At 72.9% G+C, this 13,085-nt stretch carries 7 protein-coding genes; 5 read left to right on the top strand and 2 right to left on the bottom strand.

The annotated features are described in order from the left end of the window. Positions 1-2: 2 nt before the first annotated feature. From pstA to pstB, 5 genes are all read left to right on the top strand, one after another. On the top strand, positions 3-1,295 hold the full coding sequence (pstA, locus tag C7M71_RS01080) for a phosphate ABC transporter permease PstA (protein ID WP_111489154.1): 1,293 nt from the start codon (positions 3-5) through the stop codon (positions 1,293-1,295). Next, the gene (locus C7M71_RS01075; protein ID WP_229758454.1) at positions 1,295-3,382 is read left to right on the top strand and encodes a phosphate ABC transporter substrate-binding protein PstS; all 2,088 of its coding nucleotides are present in this window, start codon (positions 1,295-1,297) and stop codon (positions 3,380-3,382) included. Before pstA ends, C7M71_RS01075 begins: the two co-directional genes overlap by 1 nt. A 2,641-nt stretch (positions 3,383-6,023) precedes the next feature. Further along, positions 6,024-8,054, top strand: coding sequence for an Ig-like domain repeat protein (locus tag C7M71_RS01065; protein WP_111495388.1), 2,031 nt, complete (start codon positions 6,024-6,026; stop codon positions 8,052-8,054). A gap of 94 nt (positions 8,055-8,148) precedes the next feature. Then, positions 8,149-9,078: a sortase gene (locus C7M71_RS01060; RefSeq protein ID WP_229758453.1), complete on the top strand. Its 930-nt coding sequence runs from the start codon at positions 8,149-8,151 to the stop codon at positions 9,076-9,078. A 123-nt stretch (positions 9,079-9,201) separates the two neighbouring features. Next, positions 9,202-9,966: a phosphate ABC transporter ATP-binding protein PstB gene (pstB, locus tag C7M71_RS01055; protein WP_229759026.1), complete on the top strand. Its 765-nt coding sequence runs from the start codon at positions 9,202-9,204 to the stop codon at positions 9,964-9,966. 100 nt (positions 9,967-10,066) lie between these two features. Here pstB and C7M71_RS01050 read toward each other — a convergent pair whose 3' ends face one another. Next, the gene (locus tag C7M71_RS01050; protein ID WP_111493983.1) at positions 10,067-12,142 is read right to left on the bottom strand and encodes a glycosyl hydrolase family 28-related protein; all 2,076 of its coding nucleotides are present in this window, start codon (positions 12,140-12,142) and stop codon (positions 10,067-10,069) included. Between the two features lie 184 nt (positions 12,143-12,326). Then, positions 12,327-13,064, bottom strand: coding sequence for a GntR family transcriptional regulator (locus C7M71_RS01045; protein WP_111493985.1), 738 nt, complete (start codon positions 13,062-13,064; stop codon positions 12,327-12,329). Positions 13,065-13,085 lie beyond the last annotated feature (21 nt).

The raw sequence follows: 13,085 nt of genomic DNA, 5'->3' as shown, positions 1-13,085 counted from the left end.
CGATGACCGTTCTCTCGGAGAAGCCGGCCGTCACCGCCGCGACCACCGTGCTGCCGCCCAGGCCGGGGGAGGCGGAGGCCGAGGAGCCGCGCCGCCTCGGCGGCGCCGGCCGCGCGGAGCTGCTGAACCCGCTCGGCGCCATGGCGGCCGGCCTCTGCACCGCCGTACTGCTCTTCGGCCGACTGGCCCCGCTCTCGGGTCCGCTGGGCTTCGCCGTGGTGGCCTACCTGGTCTTCCTCACCGTGTACGCGCTGCTGGTCTGGCTGGAGGACGACGGCCCGGCGGTACGGGACCGGGTGATGACCGCCGTGCTGTGGTCGGCGGCGATGGTGCTCTTCGGGGCGTTGGCCTTCGTGGTGGGGTTCACCCTCTGGCGGGGCCGTGAGGCCCTGCCGCACCGCAACTTCTTCACCCAGGACATGCAGGACGCGGGACCCCTGGACCCGATCACGGTCGGCGGCATCGCCCACGCGATGCTCGGCAGCCTGGTGATGATCGCGATTGCACTGGCCGTCACCGTTCCGCTGGGCATCGGCTGCGCCGTCTACCTCAACCAGGTGCGCGGCCGCTTCGCCCGGTTCGTCCGCACGGTGGTCGAGGCGATGACCGCGCTGCCGTCCATCGTGGCCGGCCTGTTCGTCTACGCCACCTGGATCCTCATCCTGCACTTCCCCAAGTCCGGCCTGGCCGCCGGCCTCGCCATCAGCGTGATGATGCTGCCGATCATCATCCGGGCCGCCGACGTCGTGCTGCGGCTGGTACCGGGCAATCTCACCGAGGCCGCCGAGGCGCTGGGAGCCCCCCGCCGCCGCACCGTCTGGCATGTGGTGCTGCCCACCGCCCGCTCCGGCCTGGCCACCGCCGTCATCCTGGGCACCGCGCGCGGCATCGGCGAGACCTCGCCGGTACTGCTCACGGCAGGCTTCACCGCCGCCGTCAACGGTGACCCCTCGCATGGCCCGATGGTCTCCCTGCCGCTGGCCGTCTTCACCTTCGTCAAGTCCCCCGAGCCCGCGATGATCGCCCGAGGGTTCGGTGCGGCGGCGGTGCTGATGGCCCTGGTGCTGGTGCTCTTCACCATCGCGCGGGTGATCGGCGGACGCGGACCGGGCCAGCTGACCAGGCGTCAGACCCGCCGGGCCGAGCGGGCATCCCGCCGCGACGCCGCCCGCTTCGACCAGCTGCACGCTTCCCCGTCCGCCCCGCTCACCGGCAGGACCGCCCGCGACTCCACCGCCTCGGCCGCCTCGGCCGCAGACGCCCCAGCAACCCCGCAGCCCGGAGAGAACGCCTGATGCCCCGCCGCACCCCCACCCTCGCCGCGCTGCTGGCAGCGCTCGTCCTGGCCCTGCTCGGTCCGGGCGTGTCCGCCGCGTCAGCGGACAGCTATGTGCCGGTCTCCGGCGCCGGTTCGACCTGGGCGTTCAACGCCGTCGACCAGTGGCGCAAGAACGTCAAGCAGTACGGCATGCAGATCCAGTACACCGGCAACGGGTCCTCCGACGGCCGCCGCCAGTTCCTCAACGGCACGGTGGACTTCGCGGTCTCCGACATCCCGTTCCAGACCGACCCCACCGACGGCTCCGCACCCGAGCGCCCAGCGGCCGGTTCCTACGCCTATATGCCGATCGTGGCCGGTGGCACCGTCTTCATGTACAACCTCAAGGTCAACGGGCAGCGGGTGACCAATCTGCGGCTCTCCGGCGAAAACGTCACCAGGATCTTCACGGGGGCCGTCACCTCCTGGTCCGACCCCGCCATCGCCGCCGACAACCCCGGGCTGCGACTGCCCGCCAAGAAGATCGTGCCGGTGGTCCGCTCCGACGGCTCCGGCTCCAGTGCGCAGTTCACCCTCTGGATGGCCAAGCAGCACACCGCGCTCTGGAACTCCTACTGCGCCAAGGTCGGCCGCGCCGGCACCTGCGGCTCCACCTCCTACTACCCGACGCTGCCCGGCATGATCGCCCAGTCCGGCGACCTGGGCGTGGCCGGCTATGTGGCCCAGGACTACGGCGACGGCGCGATCGGCTACGTCAACTACTCCTATGCCAAGAACGCGCACTTCCCCGTCGCCAAGGTGCTCAACCACGCCGGCTACTACACCGAGCCCACCCCGGCCAATGTCGCGGTGTCGCTGATCCAGGCCCGGATCAACACCGACCAGCATTCACCCGACTACCTCACGCAGGATCTCAGCCGGGTCTACACCGACTCCGACCGGCGCAACTACCCGCTCTCCAGCTACTCGTACATGATCCTGCCGCTCAAGGTGCAGGGGCAGTTCACCGAGGACAAGGGCCGCACCCTGGGCGCCTTCTCCTACTACTTCATGTGCCAGGGCCAGCAGGAGGCGCCGGACCTCGGCTACTCCCCGCTGCCGATCAACCTGGTGAAGGCCGGCTTCGACCAGATCCGCCGCATCCCCGGCGTCCGGGCGCAGACCATCAACATCAGCGGCTGCCACAACCCGACCTTCTCCCCCGACGGCACCAACACCCTGGCGAAGAACGCGCCCAACCCGCCGGAGTGCGACCGGCAGGGCGCCCCGCCCTGCACCACCGGCAGCGGCGGCGCCCAGACGGGCGGCGGCGGTTCCGGCTCAGGGACCGGGTCCGGTTCGGGTGGCTCGGCCTCGGGCGGTTCCACCGGCTCCGCCGGGTCCACCGGTACCACGGGCACCACGGCGGCAGGCGGCTCGGGCGGTACCACCGGCACCACCGGCACCACAGGGACCACAGGGACCACCGGCACCACCACGGCGGCCGGCTCGCACGGCTCCGCCAGTGGCGGCGGCGCGGCGGGCGGCACCGGCAGCGGAGTCGACCCCGACACCGGCCAGCCCGTCGGCACCGCAGACGGCAGCCCGGCAGACGGCACCACCGGCGGCGGCCTGGACCCGGCCGTCCTCGCCCAGCCGGTCGCCGTCGCCGGACAGGACGGCTGGGGAGGGCCGCAGTCGCTGATGGTGCTGGTCGCCGCCACCGTCCTCGGCCTGATCCTGGCCCCGGCCGCTGTCTCTCGGGTCCTCACCCGCCGCCGGGGGACTCCCGGTGACCCGCGACCGCGCGCTGCGCCGCCTCGCCGTACGCCTGCTCGCCGGCGGCTGCGCCGGAGCGCTGGCCTCCGCCCTGCTGGCCTTGGCCGTCCCGGCCGTCCACGCCGCCACGCCCTCCGCTGCCGCCTCGTCCGCTGCCGCCTCGTCCGGCGCGACCACGGTCTCCGGCCGCGGCGAGTTCAAGGAGATGCGATTCACCGTCAGCCAGACCCGCAACCTCTCCAGCCAGGCGGTCACGGTCTCCTGGACCGGCGGCACTCCCACCACCTACGCCGGCTCGCAGTTCAACACCGACTTCGTCCAGATCATGCAGTGCTGGGGCGATGACGACCGCAGCGTGCCCGGCAACCCCGGACCGCCCCGCACCCAGTGCCAGTTCGGCGCCTCCCCGACCACCAGCCGCGGCAGCTGGCCCGGCAACGGCTACGACGACACCCGCAGCGTCACCTACAGCGCCGACCCCTCCAGCTACGGCATGGACGACCGGTACGGCGCCGGGCGGCCCTTCGGCCAGGGCGAGGTGCCGTTCCGCGCCGTCGACGGCACCACCATCACCACCGGCACCCAGAACAACCCGCTCTTCAGCTACAACACCACCAACGAGATCGACTTCGGCCACACCGGAGCCGACGGCACCGGCCGGGAGTTCTTCGAGGTCCAGACCAGGAACGAGGCGCCTCAGCTCGGCTGCGGCACCCCCGTCCGGCACCCCGACGGCACGGTCACCGGCCGCCCCTGCTGGCTGGTCATCGTCCCCCAGGGCCACCTCGACCTGGACGGGCAGCCCTATGCCGACCGCACCCAGGTCAACGCCGGCTCCCCGGTCTCCTCCACCAACTGGCGCAACCGCATCGCCGTCAGGCTCGACTTCAACCCGGTCGGTGCGGCGTGCGCACTGGGCGCCAAGGAGCGCGACACCACCGGCAGCGAGCTGGTCTCCGACGCCATGAGCAGCTGGCAGTCCAAGCTCTGCGACACCGGCACGGTCTACGGCTACACCACGCTCGGCGACGCCGACGCCCGCTCCCGGCTCGCCGAGAAGGGCGACAGCCTGGTCTTCACCTCCCGCGCCCTCGGTACCGCCACCGGCACCTCCCCGCCGCCCGACAAGGTCGCCTATGCGCCGGTGGCGCTCACCGGCCTGGTCATCGGCTTCACCATCGAACGCCAGCCGCGCTCCGACGCTCCCCCGGCGGTGCGCGGGACCGCCGGTACCCGCGTGGACTCCCTCGACCTCACCCCCCGCCTGGTCGCCAAGCTGCTCACCGAGTCATACGGCAACTCCCCCTGGGGCGCCGTCCGCACCACCACCTCCGGCGGCACCTCCGGGCGCGTCGCGGCCAAGGGCTACGCCTGGGCGGCCGGCAACCCGCCCGGTCTGCTCAGCGACCCGGAGTTCATCCGGTACAACCCGGAGTTCGCCCACCTCACCGTCGCCGAGAACCCCAGCACCGACACCGACCTGGTCACCGCCCTCGGGCACACCGACGCCGCCCGGCAGCTCTGGCGGTGGCTCTTCGCGGACCGGCAGACCAGGCAGTTCCTCAAGGGGCAGCCCGACGAGTGGGGCATGCGGGTCAACCCGTACTTCAGCGTCGACCCGGACCTCAACCCCACCGGCACCGCCTTCGCCGACGACCGCGACGACTTCCCCAAGAGCGACCCCTGGAAGACCATCCCGCCGGGCAGCTCCGACGCCACGGTCGAGCAGTCCATGACCGACTTCCACCCCTACGTCGACGACCTGCACTCCGGCGCCCTGCACACCCGCCGCGCCGACCAGCTGTGGAAGTCCAACTGGGACCCGCTGGCCAGCCCGCCCGCATGGAAGAGCCCCGGCCCGCAGACGGTCGGTCGGCGGTTTATGCTCACCGTCACCGACGCCGCCTCCGCCGCCCGGTTCGGCCTTCAGACGGCCCGGCTCCGCAACGCCGCCGGGGAGTTCACCGCCCCGGCCCGCGCCACCCTGCTGGCCTCCGCCGCCAAGGCCGTCCGCCAGGACGGCGTGCTGCACACCGACCCGGCCACCAAGGTCCCGGGCGGCTACCCGCTCACCCTGATCGTGCAGGCCGCCGCCCGGCCCGCCGAACTCGACGCCGCCGCCCGCAGGGACTACGCGGCACTGCTGCGGTATGCCGCCGGAGCCGGCCAGCGGCCGGGCGACGCGCCCGGCGACCTGCCGCGCGGCTACGCCCCGATGCCGCAGCCCCTGCGCGCCGAGGCCCTGCGGACCGCGACGGCGCTCGCGGACTGGCGGCCCGCACCCTCGCCGGGCAGCGCCGGTCCCACCGGTCCCACCAGTGGCACCGGACCCACCGGCCCCGCCGTCGGCACCACGGTCGGCGGCTCCACCGGCGGCGCCCCCGGTGGGGAGGCCGGAGGCGGCCCGGCGGCCGACCCGACCAGCCCCCCGACCAGGGCTCCCGGCAGCGGCGGGCCCGGCTCTCCCTCGCCGGTGCCGCCGACCGCCGGCAGCGCACCCGCCGCCGCTCCGGTCGCGGCCGGTATCAGCCCCGCCGACCCCGGCGGCGCCCTGCGCTACGCCGTGCCGATCGGCGCCGCAGTCGGGCTGCTCGCCGCCCTCGCCGCCCCGCTGGCCGGCGGCGCCCGGCCCACGGCCGTCAGGCTGCCGCTGCGGGTGGCGCTGCCCGGTGGCCGGAGCGTGACCCTGGTGCCGCGCATCCCGCTCCCGACCTGGCTCCGGCGGCTGCGGCTGCCCGGACGCCCCGGCAGGCGGCCCCCGACGGCCTGAACCCGACGGCCTCAACCCGACGGCCTGAACCCCATGGCCTGAACCCCACGGCCTGAACCCCACGGCCGCAACCCCAGACCCGCCGCCTGCCCCGAAAGACAGCCGGGGCCGACGGCGAGCACCAACCCGCCAGACCGGGCGCCCCGGCGCCGGCCGACGCGGGCAGCTTCTCCCTCCGTCGTGCACCACCGTCCCCGAGCAGGAGACAGAACACCTATGGGCACCACGCGCCCCACGGCCGCGCTCGCCGCGGTCCTGACCGCCGCGGTAGCGGTCGGCAGCCTCGCCCTGGCGACTCCGGCCACCGCCGACCCGACCCCCGCAGGCACCTACCGCAAGCTGGTCGGTGTCGGCTCCGACACCACCCAGGACGTCCTCAACGCGCTCGCCGGAGACATCGTCAACGGCAAGAACTACGCGGCCACCGCCGTCACGGCGGAGGGCGCGGGCCTGGCCTCCTACGACGCGCTGGACCCGGTCACCGGTGCCGCGCACGGCGACATCCGCACCCGGCAGAACGGCCCGCTCCTCCCGAGGCCCAACGGCTCGGGGGAGGGGCGCCAGGCACTCAGCGCCTCGCTGGTCGGCAGCACGTTCCTCTCCAGCGCCTCGGCCATCGGCGGCCAGGTCGACTTCGCCCGCTCCTCCGGCGGCCCCTCGGCCACCGGCACCGCGCTCACCTTCATCCCCTTCGCCCGGGACGCCGTCGGCTATGTCGCCAAGGGCGACTTCCTGAAGAACCTCACCCCCGACCAGCTCAAGGAGATCTACAGCGGCAGCCTCACCGAGCTGGGCGGCCACCCCGTCAACCCGCTGATCCCGCAGAGCAGCTCCGGCACCCGCAAGTTCTTCCTCAGCGCCATCGGGATCGGCAGCAGCCCGCTCGGCAGCAATGTGCACGACTCCGTCGGCGGCAAGCTGATCGAGGAGAACCGCGCCGACGGCGTCATCCTCAACGACGGCGACCTGATCCCCTTCTCCGCCGCCAGCTGGATCGCCCAGACCAACGGCATCGCCCCCGACCGCAGCACCACCGCGGCCAAGGGCGGCGCCTTCATCGGCTCGGTGGCCCTGTCCGGCACCACCGCCACCAGCCCGGTCGCCGCTGCGGCGGGCGGGCTGGCGCCCAACACCGACTACTTCGACAACGCCACCTTCGGCCGCGACGTCTACAACGTGGTGCCGAGCCGGGCCATCGACCCGACCGGAGCCTTCTTCGACAAGGCGCTGTACGACGTCTTCGTCACCAACGGCGCCCACAAGGCCGCCCTGGCCTCCGACGACGCCAAGAAGGTCATCGCCGACTTCGGCTTCCTCAACGAGTCGTACAACGGCTCGGTGAACCCGGCCCAGCACGCCAAGCTCGGCGCCCTGGAGAGCGGCGCCGCGCAGGGCCTGCCCACCGCCGTCCGGTCGCTCACCGCGACCACCGGCGCCGGCTCCCTCAAGGCCTCCTGGACCGCCCCGGCCGCCAGCGACCTCCCCGTCACCGACTACCGGGTGCTGGTCACCAGGGCCGACGGCAGCCTGGTCGCGAGCAAGGACCTGCTGGCCGCCACCACCTCGCTGAGCCTCACCGGCCTGCCCGCCGGCCGGTACGGCGTCGAGGTGTACGCGAACAGCCTCAATGGCGCGGGGGTCTCCACCTCGATCAGCGCCTCCGTTCCCGCGATACCGAAGTCGGCCTCCAAGGTGACCGCCAAGGCCGCCCCGGACAAGGTCGCCTACGGCAAGGTGCCGCACATCGCCGTCACCGTGACCGGCACCCCCACCGCCGTCCCGACCGGCAAGGTCACCGTCCGCGAGGGCAAGGCCACGCTGGGCACCGGCACCCTGAACAAGGCCGGCCAGGTGTCGGTGGCGCTCTCCAGCCGGCTCACGCCCGGCTGGCACAACCTGACCGTCGCCTACGACGGCGACAGCCGGTTCAACGGCTCCTCCGGGGCTGCCCGGCTCGGCATCAACCGGGCCTCCGCGAGCGTCTCCGCCAAGGCCCCGGCCTCCGTCCGGCACACCGCCCGGGCCAAGGTCGCGGTGACCGTCACCGCCCAGGGCACCGTCCCCGGCGGCAAGGTGCAGATCCTGGAGGGCCGCAAGGTCATCGCCACCGGTGTGCTCCGGGGCGGCAAGGTCACGGTGACCCTGCCCAAGCTCAAGAAGGGCAAGCACGTCCTGCACGCCGTCTACACCGGCTCCTCGACCGTGGCCCCGGTCAGCGGCCGCAACACCACCGTCCGCTCCCTCTGACCGCCTCTGCGGGCCCCGGCCGCCACGGCATCCCCGTGGCGGCCGGGCGCCCGCACCCTCGCACCCGCCCGTACCGAAGAGGAGGCCGGCCGCTGTGACGGTCGCCGTACAGACCCCGCCGCACCCGGCGCAGGCCCCCGCCACCCCGCCGGTGCCGCCTGCCGCGCGACCGCCGCGCACCGCCGCCCGGTACCTCGCCCGAGGCGCGCTGCTCGGCCTCGCCGTGCTGCTGCTCGGCCTCACCGCCCACCTGGTGCTGCTCAGCGGTCTGGAGCACCGCTCCGCCCAGCAGACCGGGTACGACCGGCTGCGGGCCGACCTCGCCGAGGGCACCGCGCCCGTCGCCCAGACCGACCCGCAGGGGCGGCTGCTCGCCCCCGGGACCCCCGTGGCCCTGCTCCAGATCCCCGCCCTCGGACTGCGCCAGGTCGTCTTCGAGGGCACCACCTCCGATGTGCTGACCCGGGGCCCCGGGCACCGCCGTGACACCCCGCTGCCCGGCCAGGTCGGCACCAGCGTGCTGATGGGACGCCAGGCGGCGTACGGCGGCCCGTTCGGCGGCCTGGCCCGGCTCGCCCCCGGTGACCGGCTGGTGCTGACCACCGGCCAGGGCCGCCACGAGTACCGGGTGCTCGGGCTCCGCAGGGCCGGCGACCCCTCCCCGCCCGCGCCGGCCGCCGGCCGTGGGCGGCTGGTGCTGGTCACCGCGCACGGCACCCCGTACCTGCCCGAGGGCGTCCTGCGGATCGACGCCGACCTGGTGTCCCGGACCGCGGACACCCCGCCCGCCGCCATCCGGCCCGGCTCGATCCCCGCCGACGAGCAGCCCATGTCCGGCTCCACCGGCTCGCTCGGGCAGCTGGTGCTCTGGATCCAGGCACTGGCCGCCGCCTCGGTGGCGGCGGTCTGGGCCTGGCACCGCTGGGGCCGCCGGCAGACCTGGATCGTCTTCCTCCCGGTCACGGCGGCCGTCGGCTTCCCGGTGGCCGACCAGGTCACCCGCCTGCTGCCCAACCTGCTCTGACCACTCCGCACACCAGAGGTGCCCACCGTGACCGACACCGTGATCCAGACCGCGGCCGAGACCACCGCCGTACTCCCCGCCGTCCCGGCCGGACCCCTCCTGCCGGGGACCGGCCCCGCCGAGCTGGAGGCCAGCGCCGTCTCGGCCTGGTTCGGCAGCCGCAAGGTCCTCGACCGGGTCTCGCTCACCATGCCCGCCGGGCGGGTCACCGCCCTGATCGGTCCCTCCGGCTGCGGCAAGTCCACCTTTCTGCGCACCCTCAACCGGATGCACGAGCTGATCCCCGGCGCCGCCCTGGCCGGTGAGGTGCTGCTGGACGGCGAGGACGTCTACGCCCCCGGGCGCAGGCTCACCGAGGCCCGCCGCGACATCGGCATGGTCTTCCAGAAGCCCAACCCCTTTCCCGCGATGTCCATCTACGACAATGTCGTCGCCGGGCTGAAGCTCACCGGCGTCCGTGCCTCCCGCTCCACCAAGGACCGCCTGGTCGAGGAGTGCCTGACCCGGGCCGGGCTGTGGAAGGAGGTCCGCGACCGGCTGCGGCAGCCCGGCGGCGCGCTCTCCGGCGGCCAGCAGCAGCGGCTCTGCATCGCGCGCTCCCTGGCCGTACGCCCCCGTGTGCTGCTGATGGACGAGCCCTGCTCCGCCCTCGACCCCACCTCCACCCGCCGGGTCGAGGAGACCATCCAGGAACTCGCCGGCGAGGTGACCGTCGTCATCGTCACCCACAATATGCAGCAGGCCGCCCGGGTCTCCGACCGCTGCGCCTTCTTCCTCGCCGAGCAGGGCACCCCCGGCGTCATCGTGGAGCACGGGCCGACCGAGGCGGTGTTCAACCGGCCCCAGGACCAGCGGACCGCCGACTATGTCAACGGGCGCTTCGGCTGACAGGGAGAGTGCCTCCGCCCGTCGGGCAGAGGCACTCTCCGGTGGCCTGGTCACCCGCTGAGGGCAGCCCGCTCCAGGAGAGCGCGCGCCCGGCGCGGGATCACCACGGGGACGGTGCCGGGGGCGTGACGACCGGCGGGCGGTCGTCGCAGGTGATGGTGTTCGGCAGCTCCCAGGGGGCGAGCCAGGCGCCGGTGGTGCCGCCGCCGTCGTTGCCGCCGAGGTCGATCAGGGAGAACTCCGAGCCGGCCGGGGTGAAGTTGAACGACCCGCAGTTGTTGACGCCGACCGCGCCGACATGGCGGGCGTCCACGTTCTCGAAGGAGGCGGAGCCGGCCGCCCGGGCGCTGACCACCGAGGTGCCCGTGCCATCGACCCTGATGTCCTTGAAGTGGACATTGGTGATCGAGTACAGGTCCTTCACCGGGAAGTCGGCGACCAGCATGACGGCGTTGTAGGTGTTGTCGAGGAAGGTGTCCCCGACCACCTGGATGTCCGCGTCGATGTCCTTCTCCAGCGCGTAGAACCAGATGGCTCCCAGGCCGATGTTCCAGTTCATCTCATAGGTGCCGGCCCGGACCGTGGTGTTGCCGGTGATCCACAGGTGCCCGGTGAACGCCTCGGCGCCGAAGCGGGACCCGACCTGGATGCCGCTGCCCTCCCGGATCGGATCGGCGACGAGGTTGTTGGAGACCGTGTTGTCCGTGCCGCCGTAGAGGGCGATGCCATTGGCGAGCACCGGCGTCTGCACGGTGTTGTGGTCGAAGGTGTTGCGGGCGTTCCCGGTCTTCTCGGACCACATGGCGAGGGCGTCGTCACCCGTGTTGCGGAGGAAGTTGTTCGACACCACCGAGCGGGTGACGCCGGTGTGGAAGTTGATGCCGTCGGCGATCTGGTCGGTGATGACATTGTCGGTGATCTTCAGATTGGTCATCGGCCCGTCGAACCACATGCCCACCTTGGTGTGGTGGATGTAGAGGCCGTCGATGGTCGAGTCGCTCATCGCGCCGCCGATGCCGTTCACCTGGTCGGTGTCGATGCGCTCGCGGACGTCGCCCTCGATCGCGAAGCCGGACAGGTGGACATCGCTGCTGCCGCCGGCCGAGGCGTCCTTGCCGTAGAAGCCGACGCCGGTGTGCACCGAGCCGTCGGGGGCGGGGGAGCGGAGGTCCACCTGGTGGCCCTTGATGACCGTGTACCAGCTGCCGGCGCCCTCGATCGTCACCTGGTCGACGATGATGTGGCGGTTGACCTGGTAGGTGCCGGCCGGGATGTAGACCTTGAGGCGGGCGCGCTTGGCAAAGGCGATGGCCTTGTCGAACGCGTCGGCGGAGTCGCGCCGACCGGAGGGGTCGGCGCCGAACGCCAGCACATTGGCCGCGACGACGTCGATATGCGGTGCGCCGACCAACTCCGAGTCCAGCAGGTCGATGACGGTCGACGCGGCCCTGCTCCCGGCGGGCACCGTGAGCCGCACCTTGTCACCCGCGTGGTACGTCCGGCCGAGCAGCAGGCGCTGCTCGTCGTAGAAGTGGTTGGGGCGGAACGGCGTGGGGACCGCCGGAGCCGGTGTGGTGGCGGCGGGCACGCAGGAGCACTCGGTGATCCACCAGTCGGGGTGCAGCAGGCCGGCGCCCGGGTCGTTGGAGAACGGGTACTGGTTGTAGAGCCAGGCGTACTGCGAGGTGAGGGTCATGGTGGAGCGGTTCGCGCCGTTCACCGTGACGTCGAGTGGCGCGGTGATGCCGCCGCCGTGGGGGGCGTCCGGGATGCTGTACCGCACGGTGATCGCATTGGCCGTGCTCGGCAGCGTGAACTCGACGTACTGACCGGGCGTCAGCCTGACCGCCTTACGGCCGGACGCCTCGGCCGGCAGGGTGTACGCGGTGCGGTCCGGGCCGATGACCGTCCCGTTGGTCGCGGCGTTCTCCGCCTCCTGCTCGGCCATGCCGAGGGAGGCGCCACGGCCCGCGACGAGTGACGGGGCGAGCGCGGCGCGCGTCACCACGGGGGTTGCCGACGCTCCTCCCTTCGCGCCGGTGGTGGCAAGGGCCGTGCCGCCGGGCAGGAGGCCGAGGGCGACGGTGGCCGCCGTCGCGACCGCCGTCGCGACTCTTCGCAGCGGTCCTCTGGACCGTCTCGTACCGGTTCCGGTTCCGGTGATGGGCCGTGGCATCGGATGCTCGATTCTCTCGGCAGGCGCACAGGGGAGCGGACGTGGTGAGGGTGAGGTGACATTAGGACCACCGCACTCCGCCCCACAAGGTCCCTGCGTGGTATTTCCGCAGCCTTGCCGACGATCTGCATCGAGCATCTTAAGTTTTTGCGTGCCGGATGTAAGTCGTTGCGGTCACTCTCCGTCAGCGGATGCCGACGTAGAAGCGGGTCTGGTCGCTGCGGTGGAGCGCGTGGTACGCCTCGAAGCGGGTCCTGTCGGGCAGCCAGGACACGGACTCGATGCCGAGCAGCGGTGTGGAGGTGGTGACCTCCAGGACGGCGGCGTCCTGCTCGTCGGGGAAGACGGCCTCGATCCAGCGGTCGGCGCCGTCGGGTTCGAGTCCATAGCGGCGGCGCAGCACGTCGTAGAGCGACTGGTTCTCCAGGACGGCCTTCTCCAGGCCGGGGACCAGCCGGGCGGGCAGGGCGGTGTCCACCAGCAGCCAGGGCTGGCCGTCCACCCGCCGCAGCCGGCGCATCCTCACCACCTGCTCCCCGGTGGGGATGCGCAGCAGCGCGGCCTCCCGCTCATCGGCCTCGGCCAGCTCCTGACGGAGGGTCTGGGTGGTGACCCGGCGTCCCGACTCGCGCAGGTCGTCGGCGGAGCCGGAGACGGAGCCGACGAACCGCAGCTCGGTCTTGCGGGGGGCCACAAAGGCGCCGCGCCCCTTGACCTTGTAGATCAGCCGCTGCTGCACCAGCTCGCGCAGCGCCTCCCGCACCACGGTCCGGGAGACGCCGTAGAGGTCGGTCAGCTCCGCCTCGGAGGGCAGGGGCTGGTCCGCGGCGAGTAGGCCGCCCTCGATCTGGGTGCGCAGCGCCGTCATCAGCTGCATCCACAGCGGCTCGCTGGCATCGCGGCTCAACCGCTCATGCGCCATCGTCTGACCATTCCCCTCGGC

Source organism: Peterkaempfera bronchialis, assembly GCF_003258605.2.
Taxonomy (GTDB): Bacteria; Actinomycetota; Actinomycetes; order Streptomycetales; family Streptomycetaceae; genus Peterkaempfera; species Peterkaempfera bronchialis.
Note: the sequence above shows the minus strand (reverse complement) of the source record. Positions and strands in the feature narration are given on the sequence as shown.

Excerpts from the sequence above, each read along its gene's own strand:
- C7M71_RS01050 (WP_111493983.1), bottom strand. The coding sequence starts at position 12,142 with ATGCCACGGCCCATCACCGGAACCGGAACCGGTACGAGACGGTCCAGA.
- C7M71_RS01065 (WP_111495388.1), top strand. The coding sequence starts at position 6,024 with ATGGGCACCACGCGCCCCACGGCCGCGCTCGCCGCGGTCCTGACCGCC.
- pstA (WP_111489154.1), top strand. The coding sequence starts at position 3 with ATGACCGTTCTCTCGGAGAAGCCGGCCGTCACCGCCGCGACCACCGTG.
- C7M71_RS01045 (WP_111493985.1), bottom strand. The coding sequence starts at position 13,064 with ATGGCGCATGAGCGGTTGAGCCGCGATGCCAGCGAGCCGCTGTGGATG.
- C7M71_RS01075 (WP_229758454.1), top strand. The coding sequence starts at position 1,295 with ATGCCCCGCCGCACCCCCACCCTCGCCGCGCTGCTGGCAGCGCTCGTC.